Source organism: Micromonospora sp. NPDC000207 (genome assembly GCF_040300925.1).
GTDB lineage: Bacteria > Actinomycetota > Actinomycetes > Mycobacteriales > Micromonosporaceae > Micromonospora.
In genome coordinates this window covers 1-20,022 of record NZ_JBEPEQ010000051.1, presented here as the reverse complement: position 1 = coordinate 20,022, position 20,022 = coordinate 1, and the positions used below count along the sequence as shown (strand labels likewise).

11 protein-coding genes are annotated in these 20,022 nt (G+C 73.4%); 8 read left to right on the top strand and 3 right to left on the bottom strand.

All coding sequences use genetic code 11. The annotated features are described in order from the left end of the window. Positions 1-52 precede the first annotated feature (52 nt). The 4 genes from ABT336_RS14760 to ABT336_RS14745 are packed head-to-tail and all read left to right on the top strand — an operon-like array spanning position 53 to position 10,567. Positions 53-5,626 carry a non-ribosomal peptide synthetase/MFS transporter gene (locus tag ABT336_RS14760; RefSeq protein ID WP_350897109.1) on the top strand — a complete coding sequence of 1,858 codons (5,574 nt, stop codon included), beginning with the start codon at positions 53-55 and terminating at the stop codon, positions 5,624-5,626. Beyond that, positions 5,623-7,197 carry a class I adenylate-forming enzyme family protein gene (locus ABT336_RS14755; RefSeq protein WP_350897108.1) on the top strand — a complete coding sequence of 525 codons (1,575 nt, stop codon included), beginning with the start codon at positions 5,623-5,625 and terminating at the stop codon, positions 7,195-7,197. Before ABT336_RS14760 ends, ABT336_RS14755 begins: the two co-directional genes overlap by 4 nt. A 26-nt stretch (positions 7,198-7,223) precedes the next feature. Continuing rightward, a complete protein-coding gene (locus ABT336_RS14750; protein WP_350897107.1) occupies positions 7,224-10,313 on the top strand; it encodes a non-ribosomal peptide synthetase in 3,090 nt (1,029 codons plus the stop codon). Then, positions 10,313-10,567 (top strand): acyl carrier protein, encoded by a 255-nt coding sequence (locus ABT336_RS14745; protein ID WP_350897106.1) that lies wholly within the window; start codon positions 10,313-10,315, stop codon positions 10,565-10,567. The genes ABT336_RS14750 and ABT336_RS14745 overlap by 1 nt, the downstream gene beginning before the upstream one ends. Positions 10,568-10,723: 156 nt before the next feature. Here ABT336_RS14745 and eda read toward each other — a convergent pair whose 3' ends face one another. Together eda and ABT336_RS14735 are read right to left on the bottom strand one after the other, a co-directional pair. After that, on the bottom strand, positions 10,724-11,347 hold the full coding sequence (eda, locus tag ABT336_RS14740; RefSeq protein WP_350897105.1) for a bifunctional 4-hydroxy-2-oxoglutarate aldolase/2-dehydro-3-deoxy-phosphogluconate aldolase: 624 nt from the start codon (positions 11,345-11,347) through the stop codon (positions 10,724-10,726). Positions 11,348-11,643: 296 nt separating this feature from the next. After that, the gene (locus ABT336_RS14735; protein WP_350897104.1) at positions 11,644-13,086 is read right to left on the bottom strand and encodes a glycoside hydrolase family 10 protein; all 1,443 of its coding nucleotides are present in this window, start codon (positions 13,084-13,086) and stop codon (positions 11,644-11,646) included. A gap of 400 nt (positions 13,087-13,486) precedes the next feature. On the opposite strand from ABT336_RS14735, the gene ABT336_RS14730 reads away from it, so the two are divergent. The 3 genes from ABT336_RS14730 to ABT336_RS14720 all read left to right on the top strand — a co-directional run bounded on the left by ABT336_RS14730 (position 13,487) and on the right by ABT336_RS14720 (position 16,289). Beyond that, positions 13,487-14,437, top strand: a complete 951-nt coding sequence (locus tag ABT336_RS14730) for an acetylxylan esterase (protein WP_350897127.1) — start codon at positions 13,487-13,489, stop codon at positions 14,435-14,437. A gap of 67 nt (positions 14,438-14,504) precedes the next feature. Next, positions 14,505-16,049: a glycoside hydrolase family 43 protein gene (locus ABT336_RS14725; RefSeq protein WP_350897103.1), complete on the top strand. Its 1,545-nt coding sequence runs from the start codon at positions 14,505-14,507 to the stop codon at positions 16,047-16,049. Between the two features lie 78 nt (positions 16,050-16,127). Next, positions 16,128-16,289: a hypothetical protein gene (locus ABT336_RS14720; RefSeq protein WP_350897102.1), complete on the top strand. Its 162-nt coding sequence runs from the start codon at positions 16,128-16,130 to the stop codon at positions 16,287-16,289. Between the two features lie 4 nt (positions 16,290-16,293). On the opposite strand, the gene ABT336_RS14715 is transcribed toward ABT336_RS14720, so the two are convergent. Beyond that, the gene (locus tag ABT336_RS14715; protein WP_350897101.1) at positions 16,294-19,293 is read right to left on the bottom strand and encodes an AfsR/SARP family transcriptional regulator; all 3,000 of its coding nucleotides are present in this window, start codon (positions 19,291-19,293) and stop codon (positions 16,294-16,296) included. Positions 19,294-19,545: 252 nt separating this feature from the next. Between ABT336_RS14715 and ABT336_RS14710 the strand changes: the two genes are divergently transcribed. Next, positions 19,546-20,013, top strand: a complete 468-nt coding sequence (locus ABT336_RS14710) for a nuclear transport factor 2 family protein (RefSeq protein WP_350897100.1) — start codon at positions 19,546-19,548, stop codon at positions 20,011-20,013. The last annotated feature ends 9 nt before the right edge of the window (positions 20,014-20,022 follow it).

Sequence of the window (20,022 nt, the reverse complement as noted above, 5' to 3'; positions counted from 1 at the left end):
GCAGTCGGCAAACTGTCTGCTCCGCACACCCCCAATGGATAAGGCGAACCGCGTGACCAATGTTGACGTACCAACGCGGCCTGCTCCTAACCCACCGAACCGGACCATTCCCCGACATCGAACCGAGGCGTCGCTGTCGTTCGGTCAGGAAAGGATCTGGTTCACCGAACAGCTGACCCCCGGCACCGCCGGGTACGTCGTCTACGCGACCTGCCGGCTGCGCGGTCCGCTGGACCCTGAGCTGGTCGGGGCCGCCCTGGACGCGGTCGCCGGGCGGCACGACAGCCTGCGGATGTGCTTCACCGAGACCGACGACGGAACGCCTCGGGTGGAGGTGGTGGACCGGGTCCGGGTGCCTGTCACAGTCGTCTCGGCACAGGACGAGACGACCGCCCGTGAGCTGGTCGCCGAGCGGGTGCGGACCCCCTTCGACCTCGCCGTCGCCCCTCTGCTGCGGGTGCTGCTGGTCCGGCTGGCCGACGACGACCACGTGCTGCACCTGGACACCCACCACGTCGTCAGCGACGGGTGGTCGATGAACCTGCTGATGGCCGAGGTGGCGACGATGTACGGGGTGCTACGCGACGCCGCCCCCGCGCCGGAGCCCCCGGGTCTGAGCTACGTCGAACACGCCGCCTGGCAGCGGGAACGGATGGCCGGGTCGGCGGCCCGGGACGGGCTGGCCTACTGGACCCGGGCGCTGGCCGGGGTCGCCCCGCTGGAGCTGCCCACCGACAGGCCCCGCCCGAGTGTGCAGACGTACGCGGGCGGCACCCACCGGTTCGCGATCGACGCCGACCTGACCGAGGGGCTGCGTCGGCTCGGCCGGACCCACCGGGCGACCCTCTACATGACACTCCTCGCCGGCCTGCACGCCACCCTGTTCCGGTACAGCGGTCAGCGGGACTTCGCCGTCGGCTCTCCCGTCGCCGGTCGGGTCACCCCCGAGTCGGAGGAGGTGATCGGGCTCTTCGTCAACACCCTCTCGCTCCGCGCCGACCTGGCACCGGAGGTGTCCGACGACGCCGAACCGAGCTTCGGGGTCCTGCTGCGTCGGACCCGCAACAGCGTGGTCCGGGCGCTGGCCCACCAGGAGGTGCCGTTCGAACGGCTGGTCAAGGAGCTCAACGTCGCCCGGGACGTGAGCCGGACGCCGGTGTTCCAGGTGCTGTTCACACTGCAGAACTACGACCGGGGCACCGGCCGGTGGCCCGAGGGGCTGGTCGCCGAGAGGTTCGGCGCGGACGGCACCGTCGCCCGCTTCGACCTGTCGCTCTACGTCAGCGAGACCGACGACGGGCTCCGGGCGATGCTCGTGTACAACAGCGACCTGTTCGACCCGGAGACCGCAGCCCGGTTCGCCGAGAGCTTCCGTACCCTGCTGCACGGCGCGGTGGCCCGACCCGAGCTGGCCGTGGTCGACCTGCCCCTGGTCGAGGAGGCCGAGCAGGCCCGGCTCCTCGACCTGGGCACCCCCGGTGAGGTGCCGGACGCGCCGGTGACCGGTGTCGCGTCGACACTGGCGGAGCTGCCCACCCCGTGGGTCACCGCCACCCCCGACGTCCCCGCCGTGGTCTGCGGACCGGACGCGGTGACCTACCGGGAGCTGGACCTGCGGGCCAACCGCCTCGCCCACCGGCTGCGTGCCCTCGGGGTCGGGCCGGACAGCCTGGTCGGGGTGCTCGTGGAACAGTCTGTGGAGCTGGCCGTGGCGCTGCTCGGGGTGCTGCGGGCCGGTGGGGCGTACCTCCCGCTGGACCCGGAGCAGCCGACGCAGCGGCTGGCACTGATGCTCGCCGACGCCCGGCCCGCACTGGTGCTCACCACCACCGGGCTACGGGACGTGCTGCCCGGCGACGACGTGGTGTTCCTCCTCGACGACGAGGCCGACGCCCTCGCAGGCGAACCGGTCACCCCGCCCCCGTCGGCGACCACGGGTGAGCACCTCGCGTACGTCATCTACACCTCCGGGTCCACCGGGACGCCCAAGGGGGTGGCTGTCGCCCACCGGCAGGTCCTGCGGTACCTCGACGGGGTGGCGCAGCGGTTCGCTGTCACCCCGGGCGGCCGGTACGCGCTGTTGCAGTCCATGTCGTTCGACTTCAGCGTCACCGTGTTCTACCTGTCCCTGACCACGGGCGGAACCGTGCACCTGATCGACAGGCGGTGCACCGGTGGGGAGCTGGCCGAGCAGCTGCGTCGACACCGGATCGACTATCTCAAGATCACTCCGTCGCACCTGGCCGCCCTGGCCGTCGAGGTCGACGAGGCCGCGCTGGTCCCCGCCCGGGCGTTGATCCTCGGCGGGGAGGCGGCCGACCTGGGGTGGGCGGCCCGGTTCGCCGCGGTGGGTGCCGGACGGGTGTTCAACCACTACGGCCCGACCGAGGCAACAGTCGGCGTCACCACCTACGAGGTGACGGCGGCGGGGGCCGGGCGGGTCCCGTTGGGTCGGCCGCTGCCGCACGCCCGGGTGTACCTGCTCGACGAGCGGATGCGACCGGTGCCGGTCGGGGTCCCCGGGGAGATCCACCTCGGCGGGGACCGGCTGGCCCGGGGCTACCTGCACCGACCGGACCTGACCGACGAACGGTTCGTCCCCGACCCGTACGGGCCACCGGGGGCGCGGCTCTACCGCACCGGGGACCTCGGGCGGTGGCGGTCCGACGGGGAACTGATGTTCCTCGGTCGCCGGGACCACCAGGTGAAGATCCGCGGATACCGGGTGGAGCTGGGTGAGGTGGAGGCCGCCCTGCGGGAGCTGCCCGACGTCCGGCAGGCCGCCGTCCTGCTGCGCGACGACAGGCTGGTGGCCTGGCTGGAACCGGAGCCGACCCCGGACGGGGTCGAGGCCGACCGGCCGGAGGGGGCGGCGATCCGGCGGATGCTCGCCGAGCGGCTGCCCGAACACATGGTGCCGTACCGGTTCGTCTGGCTGGACCGACTGCCGTTGCAGGAACACGGCAAGGTGGACCGGCGGGCGCTGCCCGACCTGGGTGACCAGACCCCCACCGGGGCGCGGGTCGCCCCGTCCGGGCCGGTGCAGACGCTGATCGCCGCGATCTGGCAGGTGGTCCTCGACACCCCGCAGGTCGGCGCGGACGACGACTTCTTCGACATCGGCGGACACTCCCTGCTCGCCACCCAGGTGGTGGCCCGGCTCCGGCGGGAGCTACCGGGCGTGGTGGACACCACCGCCCTCGCCCCGGTCACCGTGATGGACCTGTTCCGCCACCGGACCGTCCGGGAGCTGGCCGCCCGGGTGACCGCCACCGACCACGTCGACGACGGAATGCTGCACGAGCTGACCCCGCCGGTCACCGGGACCCCGGTGGCCACCCTGGTCTGCGTCCCGTACGGCGGGGGCAGCGCTGTCGTGTACCAGCCCCTGGCCGAGGCGCTGCCCCCCGGATACCGGCTGCTGTCGGTGGCCGTACCCGGACACGACATCGGGCTCGCCGACGAGGTGGCACCGCTCGACGAGGTCGCCACCGAGGTCGCCGCGCAGCTGCTGGACCGGGTGACCGGTCCGCTGATCCTCTACGGTCACTGCGGCCCCGGCGGGGCGCTGGCGGTGGAGGTCGCCCGCCGGTTGGAGGCCGCCGGTCGGGAACTGACGGCCGTGTACCTGGGTGCGGTGTTCCCGTTCGGCCGACCGACCGGTGGGCTCCTCGGACCACTGCTGCGGCTGCGGGTGGCCGAGCGGATCCGCAGCGACCGGATCTACCGGACCTGGTTGCAGGCGCAGGGTACGTCGATCGCCACGCTCGACCCCGACGAGGTGGCCTTCCTGATCCGGGCGATGCGCCACGACGCCCGGGTGTCCGAGGAGTACTTCACCGATCTGCTGCACCGGCGGGTGAACCCGCTGCGGGCCCCGATCATCTCGGTGGTCGGGGAGCAGGACCGGGGCACCGAGTACCACGAGGAACGGTTCCGGGAGTGGCACTTCCTCAGCGACGCCACCGCCCTGGCCGTGATCGACGAGGGCGGGCACTACTTCCTGAAGTACCGGGCCGCCGAACTCGCCGAGATCGTCACCGGCGTGCACGACCGGCTGGCCGCCCCGACGCCGGAGGCGACAGTCCTGACCCCGGAGGCCACCGTCCTGACCCCGGAGGCGACAGGCCCGGACCCGGCGTGGGAACTGGTCGCCGTCTCGGACCGCCGCACCGACCCGCCCGCCGACCCGCCCCCACCGCCTCCCCCGGCCGGTCGCCGGGACACCCCACCCGACGACGGACCACCGGTGCGCAGACGCCGGGACCGGACCCCGAAGCCGAGCATGCGCCGGTTCGGGCTGATCGCCGCCGGTCAGATCGTCTCCGGTACGGGCACCGCCCTGACCAACTTCGCGATCCCCCTGTTCATCTACCTGGAGACCGGATCACTGGCCCGCTTCGCGCTCTTCGCGGTGATCGGTCTGCTCCCCGGACTGGTGGTGGCGCCGCTGGCCGGGGCGCTGATCGACAGGACCAGTCGACGCCGGATCATGATCCTGTCCGGGCTGGCCGCCGGGGGCGCGAACGCCGCCCTGGCCGCCCTGGTCCTCACCGACCGGGTCCAGGTGTGGCACTTCTACCTCTTCGTCGGCTGGCTGTCGGTGGCGCTGGCGTTCCAACGCCTCTCCTTCGTCTCGGCGGTGCCGCAACTGGTGCCGAAGCGGTACCTCGGGCACGCCAACGGGCTGGCGCAGACCGCCACCGGGGTCACCCAGTTCCTGGTCCCCCTGATCGCCGTCGCGCTCCTGGAGGCGGTCGGCCTGCGCGGCATCCTGATCATCGACGTGGTGGCGTACGCGTTCGCGATCGGGGTCCTCGCCGTCGTCCGGTTCCCCCGTGCCCTCGCCCTGCGGCGGCGCGAGAGCATCGGCCAGGAGATCCTGGGTGGACTGCGGTACGCGCTGCGCCGCCGGGAGTTCCGGGCGATGCTGGCCTTCTTCGCCGCGCTGAACTTCTTCCTGTTCCCGGTGCTGTTCCTGCTCTCTCCCCTGGTGCTGGGCTTCGCCGACCTGGGCGAGGTGGCCCGGATCGCGCTCACCGGCGGGGTCGGTGCGGCCACCGGCGGGCTGGTCATGCTCGTCTGGGGTGGACCGCGGACCTACCGGATGCGGGCGGTCCTGCTCGGCACCCTCGGCATCGCGGTGGCCTGTGTGGTCACCGGGCTGCGCCCGAACCTGCTGGTCGTCGGGGTCGGGGCGTTCGGCATGTACCTCGCCCTCGGTCTGGTCAACGGGGTCTACAACACCATCGTCCAGACCAAGGTGCCGCCCCGGTTCCACGGGCGGGTCTTCGCCCTCAACCAGATGGTGGCCTGGTCGACGATGCCCCTGGGGTGGGGGGTGGTGGCCCCGTTCGCCGCCCGGACGGTGGAGCCGATGCTGCTGCCCGGCGGCACCCTCGCACCCAGTGTCGGGGCGGTGATCGGTGTCGGCCCCGGACGTGGACACGCCCTGCTGTACCTGGTCTTCGGGGTCGGCATCGCCCTGACCGCCGTGGTGTCGCTGCGCTCCCGGATCCTGTCCCGCTTCGACCTGGAGGTGCCCGACGCGCCCCCGGACGACCTGGTCGGGATCGAGGCCCGGCAGGCCCGGGCCGCCGGCCGGGCCGAGGGCGACCCGAGGTGACCGCCCCGACCGACGCTCCTGTGCCGGTCCCGCCGGTGGCCCGGACCGTCCCGGAACTGCTGGCCTGGCGGGTTGCCGTGCACCCGCAGCAGGTGGCGCTGCGGGTGCACGGGGTGGCGGAGCTGACCTTCGCCGAGTGGTGGGAGGCCGCCGGCGCGGTCGCCGGTGCCCTGCGGCGACGCGGCGTCGGCCCTGGTGACCGGGTCGGGCTGGTCTTCGGTGCCCGGGACTGGATCGGGTACGCGGTGGCGTACTGCGGGGTGCTGCGCGCCGGGGCGGTGGCCGTACCGCTGTCGGACCGGTCCGCCCCCACCCAACTGGGGTACGCCCTCGACCACTGCCGGGCCACCGCCGTGGTGCACGGCCAGACCCCCGCCCCGACCGGCCTGCCGTCCTGGCCGGTGACCCTCCTGCGCGGCGAGGACGACACCGGTCCCGACCATCCGGTACGCCCCGACGACCTGGCCCAGATCCTCTACACCTCCGGCACCACCGGCCGCCCCAAGGGGGTCAAGGCCAGTCACGCCAACCTCACAGTCGGTGCCCCGAGACACCCGCGACGGCTGCCCCTGGCCCACTCGCAGCGGTTCCTGCACGCCTTCCCGATCGGCACCAACGCCGGTCAGACGATGCTGTTCAACGCGTTGACCGCCAGGCCGACGGCGTTGACCCTGCCCGGGTTCACCCCGGCCCGGTTCGCCCGCCTGATCGCCGCCGAGGGGACCGGGACGGTGTTCCTGGTCCCGTCGATCGCCATCGAACTGCTCGACTCGGGGGCGCTCGACGGGCGGGACCTCGGCGGCGTACACCTGGTGGGGTCGACGGCGGCGGCGCTGCCCCCGGCGGTGGCCACCCGGTTGGCCGCAGCGTTTCCGGCGGCCACCGTCGTCAACTACTACACCTCCACCGAGGCCGCCCCGGCCCAGACCACGATGATCTTCGACCCGGCCCGGCGGGAGGCCGTCGGCCGCCCGGTCGGCGGGGACCTGCGCATCGCCGACCCGCAGGGCCAGCCGTTGCCCACCGGCGAGGTCGGTGAGGTGTGGCTGCGCTCCCCACACCCCCGCTCCTACCACCGGGACGCCTCGGCCACCCGGGCCACCTTCCGCGACGGCTGGGTCCGGATGGGCGACGTGGGCCGCCTCGACGCCGACGGGTACCTGTACCTCACCGACAGGCACCAGGACGTCATCAAGTCCGGGGCCTTCAAGATCTCCAGTCTGGAGGTCGAGGCGGCGCTGCACGAGCACCCGGGGATCGCCGAGGCGGCGGTCGTCGCCGTCGCCCACCCGGTCCTCGGATCGGTGGTGGCCGCCGTCCTGGTCGCCAGGCCGACGACCGCCGACACCGACCTGGCCCTGCCGGCCGCGCGGTCCTGCGACACCGACCTGACACTGCCGGCCGTGCGGTCCTGCGACACCGACCTGACACTGCCGGCCGTGCGGTCCTTCCTCGCCGGTCGGCTCGCCGACCACCAACTACCGGCCCGGCTGCTGCTGGTGCGGCAACTGCCCCGCAACGAGGGCGGCAAGGTGCTCAAACGACAGCTCGCCGCCCGGTTCGACGACTGATGTATATCGATGGACGAGGAGAGCCCGTGGGTACCGTGGAGGCGACATACGCGCAGCACGCCGTCTGGTTCACCGAACAGGCCGGGGCGGCCGCGACGGCGTACCACATGGCCGTCGGAATCCACTTCGACGCCCGGCTGGACACCGAGGCCCTGGTGGCGGCCTGCACGGCGGTGATCGAGCGGCATCCCGTCCTGGACGCCCGGGTCGTCACCGACGCCGACGGCGTCCCCCGCCTGGCCCCCGGCCCGGCCCGGCCACCCGTCACGTTCGCCGAACTGACCGAGGAGCGGGTGGCCGAGGAGATCGCCCGGGGATACTCCCTGACCGACGGGCCGCTGTCCCGGTTCGTCCTGCTGACCGCCGTCGACGGGCGGCACCTCCTGCTGGTCACCGCCCACCACCTGGTCTTCGACGGGACCAGCAAAGAGGTCCTGGTAGGCGACCTCGCCGCCGCGTACCGGACGGCCGCCGCCGGAGAGCCGGTACGGCTGCCCCCGCTGCCCGACGGGTACGCCGGACACGCCACCGCCGAACGCGACAGGGTCGCGGCGGACCTGCCGGCCGCCCGCGCGTACTGGGCACGGCACCGGCCGGACCCGACCGACGTGGTGCTGCCCGGACTGACCCGGGTGCCCGCCGCCGCCGAGCCGGGACGGGCCGTCCCGGTGCCCCTCGGCGACCTCGCCGACGGGCTCGACCGGGCCGCCACCACCGTGGGGGTGACCCGGTTCGAGCTGTTCCTGACCGCACTGCACCTGCTGGTGTACCGGTACGGCAACCGGGACACCCCGGTGGGGGTGGCGCTGTCGACCCGTACCCCGGAGCAGGCCGACCAGGTCGGGCTCTTCGTCAACGAACTCCCGGTCACCGCCCCCACCCCCACCGGCACCGTCGACGGGTACGCCCGAAAGGTCCGCGCCCGGCTCCGCGAGCTGTACCGACACCGGGCGGTGCCGTTGACCCACGCCGTACCCGGGTTGCGTCCGGCCCCGGCGCTGACCGCCGTCTCGGTCGGTTACCGACGTCGGGGCACGGAACCGACCTTCACCGACGTCGGGTCCCGGGTGGAGTGGACGCTCTTCTCCGGGTCGGCCCGCAACGCCCTGCACGTGCAGGTGGTGGACGCCCCCACCGGGTGGACGGTCACCCTCCAGCACAGCCCGACGGCGCTCGACGCCGACGGGGTGACCCGGATCGGGGCGCACCTGCGGACCCTGTTGGCCGCCGTCGTCGCCGACCCGGGACTGGCGGTGGCCGACCTGCCGGTGCTGCCCCCCGACGAGACCGACATGGTGCTGCGGAGATGGAACGACACCGGGCGGACCCACCCGGCGGACGTCGACCTCCCGACGCTCTTCGCCGCCCAGGTGCGGACCCGGCCCCAGGCCGTCGCGGTGGTCGACGGGGACCTGACGCTCAGCTACGCCGACCTCGACGCCGCAGCGGCCCGGCTGGCCCGGCTGCTGCGCGAGCGGGGCGTCGGACCCGGCGCGCGGGTGGCGGTGGCCCTGGACCGGTCCTGGGAACTGGTGGCGACCCTGCTGGCCGTCCTGCGGTGCCGGGCCGCCTACGTGCCGGTCGACCCGGGACACCCCGTCGCCCGCCAGGACCTCGTCCTGGCCGACGCGGACCCGACGCTCGTGGTGACCACGACGGCGCTCGCCGCCCGGCTGGACCGCCCGGCCCTGACCGTCGACGCCCTGCCCGACCGGCCGGACCCGACCGACTCCGCCGCCGACGACGTCGACCCGGGGCGTCCCCTGCGCGCCGAGCCCGCGTACGTGCTCTACACGTCGGGGTCGACCGGGCAGCCGAAGGGGGTGGTGGTTGCGCACGCCGCGTTGACCAACCTGCTACTGGGACTGCGGGAGGTGCTCGACAGCCGACCCGAGCACCGGTGGTTGCAGCTCACCTCACCGGCGTTCGACATCTCCGGGGTGGAGATCTGGCTGCCCCTGACCACCGGGGGCCGGGTGGTGGTCGCGGCGGGGATCAGCCCCCTGGACGGGGCCGGGGTGCTGCGGTTGGTCCGCACCGCCGCTGTGACCCACGTGCAGGCCACCCCGTCGGGGTGGCGGGTGCTGCTGGAGGCGGGTCTCGGCGCGGCGGGCACACCACCGCTGGTCGGGGTGACCGGCGGGGAGGCCCTGCCGGTGCCCCTCGCCCGGAACCTACGATCACGACTGACCCGGCTGGTCAACGGGTACGGCCCCACCGAGGCGACGATCTACGCGACCATGGCCGACGTCCCGGCCGACCCGGACGAGGTGACGATCGGACTACCGCTGCCCGGCACCCGGGCGTACCTGCTCGACGAGGAGTCCCGCCCGGTGCCGGTCGGGGTGCCCGGGGAACTCTGCCTCGCCGGGTCCGGTCTCGCCGAGGGCTACCGGGGCCGACCCGACCTGACGGCGGACCGGTTCGTCGACGACCCGTACGGCGGCCCCGGGGAACGGCTGTACCGCACCGGTGACCGGTGCCGGTGGCGGCCGGACGGGCGGATCGAGTTCCTGGGGCGCACCGACGAACAGGTGAAGATCCGGGGACACCGCATCGAGTTGGGTGAGGTGACAGCCCGGCTCCTGGAGCACCCTGGGGTGGCCGCCGGCACCGTGCAGACCTGCCCGGACACCGAGACCGGGGAGCCGACCCTGGTCGGTTACCTGGTGCCCCGGGGGGCCGCCCCGGACCCCGCCGACCTGCGCCGACACCTGGCGGTCAGCCTCCCGGCGGCGATGGTGCCGGGTGAGTGGGTGGTCCTCGACCGGCTGCCGCTGGGTCCCAGCGGCAAGGTGGACCGGGCCGCCCTGCCGGTGCCCGTCGCCCGCCGGGGGGCGCGATCCGACGACGTCGACCCCGCCACCGGGGGTGCCGACGGAGCAGACGAGCTGGTCGAGCAGCTACGCACGATCTGGCAGGAGGTGCTGCGGATCCCCGACGTCGGCGAGCACGAGGACCTGTTCGACCTCGGCGGGCACTCGTTGACCATCACCCGGATCAGCGGCCGGATCCAGCAGCGGCTCGGTGTCGAGGTGCCGCTGGACACCTTCTTCGACACCCCGACCATCGCCGAGATCGCCGACTTCGTCAGGCGTTCGGGAGAGGGGCACTGATGGGACGTACCGAGCTGCGGCAGCGGATCGCCGAACTGGTCGAGGAGGCCACCGAGGGCGGCGTACCGGTCGGGGCGACGCTCACCGGACTGTCGCTTGTCGCGCTCGGCCTGGACTCCCTCGGGCTGCTCCGCCTGGTCGACGCGATCGAGCAGGAGTACGACGTCGAGGTGGAGTTCGGTGCCTCGGGCCGACTGGACACCATCGACGACCTGGTGGCGACGGTGGCCGACCGGGTACCGGACCGGGGCTGACCGCGACCGGGCCCGCACCACCTGCGGTGGTGGGTGGTGCGGGCCCGGTCGGCAGGTCACCGGTTCGCTGTCGGCAGGTCACCGTTCCCGGCCGTCACCGGTTCGTCGTCGGTCCGGTCGTGGAGGCGGTCCCGCGACCCGAGGGGTGGGCCGGGGTCAGCGGGCTACCGCCTCGACGCTGGCCCGGACCAGGTCGGTGACCCTGTCGAACTCGCCGGCCGCGACGGCCGCCCGGGGCACCATCCAGCTGCCGCCGACGGCGAGCACCGAGGACAACCCCAGGTAGTCGGCGGCGGTCGTGGCGTCGATGCCGCCGGTCGGCACGAACGAGACCTGTCCGAACGGCGCGGCGAGCGCCGCCACCGCCTTCGCCCCGCCCGAGGTCCCGGCCGGGAAGAACTTGACGGTGGTGACCCCGGCGGCCAGCGCGGCCATGATCTCGGTGGCGGTCACCGCCCCGGGCAGGGGGGTCACCCCGTGTTCGTGGCAGCGGCGGACCACCGCCGCGTCGAAACCGGGCGAGACGACGAACCGGGCACCGGCCTCGACCGCCACGTCGACCTGTTCGGGGGTGAGGACCGTCCCGGCACCGACCGTGACCCCGCCGTGGGCGGCCATCCGCGCGATCGACTCGGCGGCGGCCGGGGTGCGGAAGGTGACCTCGGCGACGGGTAGCCCCCCGGTGGCGAGCGCCTCGGCGAGGGGCTCGGCGTGGGCGGCGTCGTCCAGGACCACCACGGGGACGAGACGGTGCCGGCGCAACAGGTCGGGGATGGTCATGTCGCTCCCTGCGGGTGTGGGCGATGGCCGGGCGGACGGGGTACGTCGGCGGGGCCGCAGGACCGCCTCGGTCGACGGTCGTCTCCGGCTCCGCGACGAAGCGTATCCGGCCCCCCGACGGCGTCGACCGACCCTCGTGCGGCCCCCGCAGCCCGACCCGGCCCGCCGAAACCCCGATCCGGTCCGTTGCCCGCCCCGACCGGGCCTCCCGAAAGCCGACCGGGCCGCCGTGGTCCGACGTGCGTCGACCCCGGCCGTGGGTACGACCGGGGTCGACGCGTCCTACCGGCCTCGGTTCAGCTCGCCGTGCAGGTGGGGGTGGCGGTGGGTCCGGTCCCGGTGCCCTGGAAGCCGAACTCCGTGCTGGTGCCCGCGTTCACCTGACCGTTGTAGCTGACGTTGCGGAAGGTGACGGTGCCGCTGGTGCCGGTGGCCTGGGTGTTCCAGGAGTTGGTGACCGAGGCCCCGCCGGGCAGGGCGACGCCGACGGTCCACCCGTTGATCCGGGCGGATCCGGCGGTGACCCGTACGGTGGCCACGAAGCCTCCGTTCCACTGGTTCAGCGAGACCGAGGCGGTGCAGCCTCCCGGGTTGCCGGGCGGGGTGGTCGGCGGCGTGGTGGGCGGGGTGGTCGTCGGCGGCGTGGTGGGCGGGGTGGTCGTCGGCGGCGTGGTGGGCGGGTTGGTGGTCCCACCGGCGTTGAGCGCCTCCAGGGTGGCGTTGTACGCCTGCTTCTTGTTGCCGCTGCCGTCGAAGAGCAGCGGGGTGCCGCTGGACCGCCAGGAGTCGGTGTCCCGGATGCCCCACACGGTGATCCCGGTGCACCGGGCCACGGCCAGACAGTCGGTGACCACGCTGCGGTAGGCGTTGGCCTGGGAGGTGCCGGAGCCCTCGATGTCCAGCTCGGTGATCTGCACGTCCACCCCGAGGGCGGCGAAGCTGGACAGGGTGGTGCGGTAGTTGCCGGGGTACGGGGAGTTGGGGTTGAAGTGCGACTGGAGGCCGACGCAGTCGATCGGAACCCCGCGGGACTTGAAGTCCCGGACCATGTTGTAGACCGCCTGGGTCTTGGCGTGGGTCCAGTCGTCGGTGTTGTAGTCGTTGTAGCAGAGCTTCGCCGCGGGGTCGGCGGCCCGGGCGGCCCGGAAGGCGGCCTCGATCCAGTCGTTGCCGGTGCGCTGGAGGTTGGAGTCGCGGCGGGCACCGCTGCTGCCGTCGGCGAACGCCTCGTTCACCACGTCCCAGGAGTCGATCTTGCCCGCGTAGTAGCCGGCCACCCGGGTGACGTGGTTGAGCATGGCGTTGCGCAGGGCGGTGCCGGACATGTTCTGCATCCAGCCCGGCTGCTGGGAGTGCCAGGCCAGGGTGTGGCCGCGCACCTTCATGCCGTTGGCCCGGGCGTGGTTGACGATCCGGTCGGCGTTGGCGAAGGTGAAGTTCCCCTGCTGGGGCTCGGTGGCGTCGATCTTCATCTCGTTCTCGGGGGTGACCGAGTTGAACTCGCGGTTGAGGATCCCGACGTACGTGCTGTCGGAGAGCTTGTTGGCGGCGACCGCGGCGCCGAAGTAGCGTCCCTTCTCCGCCGCCGAGGCACCGAGGGTGGTTCCCGCGCTGGCGCTCGGGGCGAAGGCCACTGTGGCGGCGAGGACCGCGGCCCCGGCGGTGACCGCCACCAGCGCGCCGCGCCGGAGTGCTCCGGCTCCGAACCGCCCGCTGGCGCGGGCGAACAGGTCGTTCATGTCGATCACCTTTCGGGGGTGTCTGGGGGAAGGAGCCTCGACCCGCGCCCGCCACGGTGGCCCGGCCGCGACGACGTGGTGCCCGGGAGCCACGTCGGGGAGCCGGCATGTCTGCGCCACCGCAGGAATCGATGAACTCCAATCGAAACGCTATCGAAACACGCTCGAAAGTTCAATGCCCATCGATCGGCGGCGAACAGCCGAAGCGCTGTCGACCGGAGCCGAAACTTTCGGCCCACCGGACGGACCGGTCGGGTCGAGACCGAAAAAAGGGCCGGCTTCGAGGCGGAATCCCGAAACTTTCGGAACTTCGGGACGGGTCTGGCCGAAGCGCCTCCCGTCGGGAAGGATCGATCCCGACCGGAGCCACCCCCCGCAGGAGGAATCCGTGCTCGTCGACATGTCCCGGGCGGAGCTCGCCGACTACCGCAGCACACAGACCACCCCGGCCGACTTCGCCGACTTCTGGGAGCGGACCCTCGCCGAGGCCGCCACCCACGACCTCGACGTCCGGACGCGGCCGGTGCCCACCGGCCTGGCCACCCTGGAGGTCCACGACGTCACCTTCCGGGGGTACGCCGGCCAGGACGTCCGGGCCTGGCTGCGGCTCCCCGCCGGGGCCACCGCCGCGCTGCCGGCAGTCGTCGAGTACGTCGGGTACGGCGGCGGGCGCGGGCACCCCCTGGCCGGCCTGCTCTGGGCCTCGGCGGGCTTCGCCCACCTCCAGATGGACAACCGGGGACAGGGCTCCTCGTGGAGCGTCGGCGAGACCCCCGACCCGGCGGTCGTCGGGCCGCAGGTCCCCGGGGTCCTCACCCGGGGCATCGGCGACCCGGCCGACCACTACTACCGCCGGTTGCTCACCGACGCGGTACGCGCCGTCGACGCCGCCCGCGCCCTCCCTGAGGTCGACGCCGACCGGGTGGCGGTGCTCGGCAGCAGCCAGGGCGGGGGCGCGGCGCTCGCCGTCGCCGGACTCCGCGACGACCTGGCCGCCGTGGTGGCCTTCGTCCCCTTCCTCTGCGACTTCCCCCGCGCCACCCGGATCACCGACGCGTACCCGTACCGGGAGGTGGCCGACTACCTGGCCACCCACCGGGAGAGCGTGGACCGGGTACACCGGACGCTCGCGTACGTCGACGGGGTGAACTTCGCCCGCCGGGCCACCGCCCCGGCGCTGTTCAGCGTCGCCCTGATGGACGCCGTCTGTCCCCCCTCGACTGTCTACGCCGCCTTCAACGAGTACGCCGGCCCCCGGGACCTGCTCGTCTGGGAGTACAACGGCCACGAGGGTGGCGGCGTGGTCGACGACGCCCGCGCCCTGGAGTTCCTCCACACCCACCTCGGCTGACCCCACCCCCGCGTCGGCCGATCCCGGTCGGTTCCGCGTCCACGTCGCCCTCAGGGAGGCCGCCCCCGTGCCGTTGTACGACAATCCCGTACTGCCCGGTATGCACCCCGACCCGAGTGTCTGCCGGGTCGGCGAGGACTACTATCTCGTCTGCTCCAGCTTCGAGTACTTCCCCGGGGTTCCGGTCCTGCACAGTCGGGACCTGGTGCACTGGCGACAGATCGGCAACGCCCTCGACCGCCCGGGACAGCTTCCGATCCCGGCGGACGCGGCGGCCTCCGGGGGCATCTACGCTCCCACGATCCGGCACCACGACGGCCGGTTCTGGTTGATCACCACGAACGTGCACCGGGGGAACTTCGTCGTCACCGCCGAGGACCCGGCCGGACCGTGGTCGGACCCGGTCTGGCTCGACCTGCCCGGCATCGACCCCGACCTGGTCTGGGACGACGAGGGCAACTGCTGGTGTGCCCTCTCCGGCACCCGGCTGGCCCGGATCGACCCCGAGGCGGGCACGGTGCTGGAGGGACCCCACCCCCTCTGGACCGGCAGCGGCCTGCAGTATCCCGAGGCCCCCCACCTGTACCGGATCGACGACTGGTGGTACCTGCTGATCGCCGAGGGCGGCACCGAACGCGGGCACGGGGTCTCGGTGGCACGGTCACGGGACCTGCGCGGGCCGTACGAACCCGCCCCGCACAACCCGATCCTGTCGCACCGCAGCACCGACCGGCCGATCCAGAGCACCGGCCACGCCGACCTGGTCCGCGCCCCCGACGGGTCCTGGTGGATGGTGCTGCTGGGCACCCGACCGCAGGGGCACACCCCCCGGTTCCACGTCCTCGGCCGGGAGACCTTCCTCGCCCCGGTCCGGTGGGTCGACGGGTGGCCGGTGGTCGACCCGGTCGCCCCCCGCTCGGAGGCGTCGCCCGGGTGGAGCCCGGTCGACGCGCCGCCGCCGCGCGACGACTTCGACCGGGCCACGCTCGCCCCGGCCTGGATCTCACCCCGGAGCCGCCCGGAGGGGAGCTGGTCGCTCACCGAGCGACCCGGGTGGCTGACCCTGCACGCCACCGGGGACACCCTCGACCGTCCCGGACACACCTTCGTCGGACGACGACAGCAGCACCCCGACTGCCGGATCACCGCCCGCCTCGACCCGGGCACCGCCCGGGCCGGACTCAGCGTCCGGCTCGACGAGGCCCACCACTACGACCTGGAGGTGGCCGATGGCAAAGCCCGGGTCGTCGCCCGGATCGGGCCGGTACGCCAGTGCGTGGCGGAGGTGCCGGTGCCGGCCGGGCCGGTGGAGCTGACCGTCGACCTCCGCACCACCGACGTCCTACCCCCGACCGTGACGTCGGCGAAGCAGGCGGCCGAGCGCCGGCCGGGGGTCGGGGCCACCGGTCCCGACACCCTCGGATTCCTGGTCACCACCGGCTCCGGCGAGCCCGTCACGCTCGCCGAACTGGACGGTAGGTACCTGTCCACCGAGGTCGCCACCGGGTTCACCGGACGGGTCGTCGGCATGTACGTCACCGAGGGCACCGCCGCCTTCGACTGGTACGACCACCGGCCCACCGGCGGCGAACCGGTGATAGCGGGGGGATAACTGCTGGAATAAGGGCGCGATTACCCCCGTCGATAACGTGGCGCCGACGTTGATCGAAGAGCCACGAAGGAGTCGACGATGGGCCGCACCACCTCGCTGAGGACCCTCGCCCTGGCCGCCGCGATCACCGGGGTCATCTCGGTGGGCGCGGCGGCGGCGCAGGCCGACCCGGCGACGCCCGCGACGGCACCCACCCCGACGCTCACCAACAGCCCCACCGCCAACCACCCCTGGGACTGACCGGTCAGCCGGCCCGCCGCAGCTGCCCCCGCAGCCCCTGCGCCTCGGCCAACTCGTGCCGCATGCCCCGCTCCTGGAACGTCACCATGGCGTGTTCCAGCAGCTCACCGGCGCGTCCTGCGGCTCCGGTCCGGGCCAGCACCCGGGCGAGGTCAAGCCGGACCGCCGCCGCCCCACCGTGGTCCATAATCTGCTCCCGGATCGTCAGGGCCTGCTCGAAGGCGGTACGCGCCCGGTCGTAGCGGCCGGTCGCGCAGTGCACCTCGCCGAGGTTGCGCAGCAGGTGCCCCTCCCCGATGACGTCCCGGCTGCTGCGGACCATCCCCAGGACCCCGGTCAGTGTCTGCTCGGCCCTGTCGTGTTCACCCCGCTGGAGCAGCATCTGTCCGGCCCGCCGCAGGACGTGCGCCTCGCCCCGGGCGTACCCGACCGACCGGAAGATCTCCAGTGACTCGGTGAGCTGGGACTGGGCGACGGTGTTCTCCCCCCGACGCATCCAGATGTGCGCGCTCTGGGTCAGCACCGTCGCCCGGCCCACAGTGTCGCCCACCCGGTCGAAGTCGCGGTCCGCCTGCTCGTAGAGGACCAGGGCCCGGGCGTCGTCGCCGCCCTGGCGCTCCAGTAGGGCCAGGTCCCGTCGGCACAGCGCCAGCCCGTGCCGGTCGTCGAGTTCGGCGAAGAGACCCAGCGCCGTCTCCAGGGACCGGCGGGCCGCCCCCGGCTGCTGCCGGCTGATGTGCAGGGTGCCCCACGAGGCGAGGACGGCGGCCGTGCCGCGGGTGTTCCCTGCCGCCCGGACCACCCGCAGCGCCCGTTCGTGGGTCCGTTCCCAGTGGTCGAAGTAGCCCCGGGTCTCGAAGAGGGTGACGAGCGTCGTCGCCAGCTCCCAGCACAGCTCGTCCAACCCGGACTGGGCGGCCTGTTCCACTGCCGAGCAGAGGTTCACCTGCTCCCCGTCGAGCCACCCGACCGGGTCGGCGAGGAGCCGGTCGACGTGCCCCGGCGGCGGATGCCACCGGCGGCCCGTCCCGCGCAGGACGGTGAAGTCACCCCCGTACACCCGGGCGTGGGCCTGCGCGGTGACGGCCAGCCAGCCGCCGACCATCCGTTCGGTGGCGGCACGCTGCTCCGCCGGGCCGTCGTGCATGGCCAGCTGCTCCCTGGCGAACAGCCGGATGACCTCGTGGAACCGGTAACGGAACTCCCCGGTGGCCTCGACGGCGACGGCGTCCATCATCTGGACGTCGACGAGCGGCTCGACCAGGTCCGACGGGACCGGACGGTCGTCGTCGAGCAACGCCCCGGCGATCCAACCGGGCACCGTCGGCCCCTGGGCGAGGCTGAACAGCCGCAGCAGCCGCTGCTCGGTGGGACCGAGCCCGTCGTGGGTGAGGGAGAGGCTGGCCCGCATGGTCATCTCACCGTGCGCCAGCTCGTCGAGGCGGTGCCGCTCGTTTGCCAGCCGGTGGACCATCGACGCGAGGGTCCAGTGCGGCCGGGCCGCCAACCGGGCCGCCACGATCCGCAGCGCCAGGGGCAGCCCGCCGACGGTCCGCACCAGCGCGGCGGCGGCCTCCGGTTCCCGGCCCACCCGGTCCACCCCGACCACCCGGCCGAGCAGGTCGAGGGCCTGCGCCTGGTCCAGGACGTCAAGCTCCACCCGCTGGGCGCCGGGCAGGGCGGCCAGCCGGGACCGGCTGGTGACCAGTACCGCACAGCTGCTGCCGCCGGGCAGCAGCGGAGCGATCTGGCGTTCCCCGGCCGCGTCGTCGAGCACCACGAGCATCCGGCGGGTGGCCAGCAGGGTGCGGTACATCTCGGCCCGCTCGTCGGTGCCGTCGGGGATGACCGGGCCGGGGATGCCCAGCGCCCGCAGGAACCGGCCGAGGACGTCACGGGGACAGACCGGCTCGGTCCCGGCGCCGCGCAGGTCGCAGTAGAGCTGACCGTCGGGGAAACGGGTGGCCCCGAGCCGGTGGGCGATGTGGGTGGCCATCGCGCTCTTGCCGATTCCGGGTTTGCCGGCGATCACCACCAGCCCGAGGGCATGCCTGTCGTCGTCACCGAGCAGGGCGGTCTCGATCGACCCGACCAGCTGCTCCCGGGCGACGAAGTCGGCGGTGTCGGCCGGGAGCTGGTGCGGTCGCTCCTCGGCGTACTGGCCGGGTCCCCGCAGGACGGTGACCGGTGACCTGACGTGTCCGGCGCCCAGTGACGCGACGCCGTCGAGCAGGGCCTGGTCCCCGGACAGGATCGCGCCCTCCAGCTGACGCAGCTCCTCCCCCGGCTCCAGGCCCAGCTCCTCGGCCAGCAGCGTCCGACCGGCCCGGTACACCTCCAACGCCTCGGCCTGTCGACCGGAGCGGTACAGCGCGCGCATCAGCTGGCCACGCAGCCGTTCCCGCAACGGATACTCATGGACCAGGCGGCTGACCTCGCCGACGAGTTCGTGGCTGCGTCCGAGGGTGAGTTCCAGGTCGAGGTACGTCTCCACGGCGGCGAGCCGGTCCTCGTCCAGCCGCAGTCCCCGTACCCGTAGGGACTCGCTGGGGATGCCGCTCAGGCACGGCCCCCGCCACAGCGCCACCGCCCCGCGCAGCGACTCCGCCGCCTCGGCCAGCCGCCCCTCCTTCACCAGGACCCGGGCGGCGGTGACCCGCCTGTTGAACACGTGCAGGTCCACCGTGTCCTCGCCGGTGCGCAGCAGGTAGCCCGGGGCGCGGGAGACCACCGTGGCGGCCACCTGCGCCGCCGCGAAGCTCTTGCGGATCCGGGAGACACAGATCTGGATCTGGGTACGCGCGGTGTCCGGCGGGGCCTCGTCCCAGATCAGGTCCAGCAGCCTGTCGGCGGCGACCACCCGGCCGGGCTCCATCAGCAACGAGGCGAGGATGATCTCCTGCCGGCCGGGGGGTATCCGGACCGGACCGGCCGCCCCCTCCACGTGCAGGGGGCCGAGGATCCGGAAGCTGATCCGCGCTCCGGCGGTCGCTTGGGCGGTCATCGACTCGGGCATGCCTCTCCCGTACGGACAGTGATCCAGAAGTGACTATTATTCAGGCAACCCACCTCGTCGGCCGGGTGTCGTGCACCACCGTCGTGATCGTCTCATCTGGACATCCCCGGGCACCCCACGGGCGGAGCCGGTCGGGAAAGCGCCGTGATAGGCCGAAGTTGCCGACCGGATCCAGAGTCGTCCCCAGCGATCGACGCACGTCGGGCACTCGGGCGGACGACGGCAGGGAGACACACCGGGATGGACAGCCACGGGGGCACGCGGTCGACGTGCGGCACCACTGTGACGGCGGTCGGCGTCGACCACGTACGCCTGTCGTACCACTACCTCGACACCGGCGACATCGACGCGTACGGCTCGCTGCTCGACGAGGACGTGCAGGTCCGGCGGCCGGATCTGGCCCAGGGGCGGGGCCGGGCCGAGGTCCTGCGCACCCACGCCCTCCTCGCCGGGCCGCCCGCCCGACACCAGATCTACAAGGTCATCGCCGCCGGTGACGCGGTGGCGGTGACCGGCCGCTACACCGTCTCCGACCCGCCCCGTCGGGGGCAGCCCGACGGGGACCTCGACTTCGTCGACGTCTTCACCCTGACCGACGAGGGCATGCTCCTCGGCTACCGCCGCTTCTACTTCCTCGCTCCGGCGCCGGGCGGACGACTGCCCGACCCGACGGAGCACCCCGCGTCGCACCGCTCACCCGCCGGGTAGCGGACGACG

Coding starts and splice junctions, on each gene's coding strand:
- ABT336_RS14715 (WP_350897101.1), bottom strand. CDS start 19,293: ATGACCGCCCAAGCGACCGCCGGAGCGCGGATCAGCTTCCGGATCCTC.
- eda (WP_350897105.1), bottom strand. CDS start 11,347: ATGACCATCCCCGACCTGTTGCGCCGGCACCGTCTCGTCCCCGTGGTG.
- ABT336_RS14730 (WP_350897127.1), top strand. CDS start 13,487: ATGTCCCGGGCGGAGCTCGCCGACTACCGCAGCACACAGACCACCCCG.
- ABT336_RS14720 (WP_350897102.1), top strand. CDS start 16,128: ATGGGCCGCACCACCTCGCTGAGGACCCTCGCCCTGGCCGCCGCGATC.
- ABT336_RS14745 (WP_350897106.1), top strand. CDS start 10,313: ATGGGACGTACCGAGCTGCGGCAGCGGATCGCCGAACTGGTCGAGGAG.
- ABT336_RS14710 (WP_350897100.1), top strand. CDS start 19,546: ATGGACAGCCACGGGGGCACGCGGTCGACGTGCGGCACCACTGTGACG.
- ABT336_RS14735 (WP_350897104.1), bottom strand. CDS start 13,086: ATGAACGACCTGTTCGCCCGCGCCAGCGGGCGGTTCGGAGCCGGAGCA.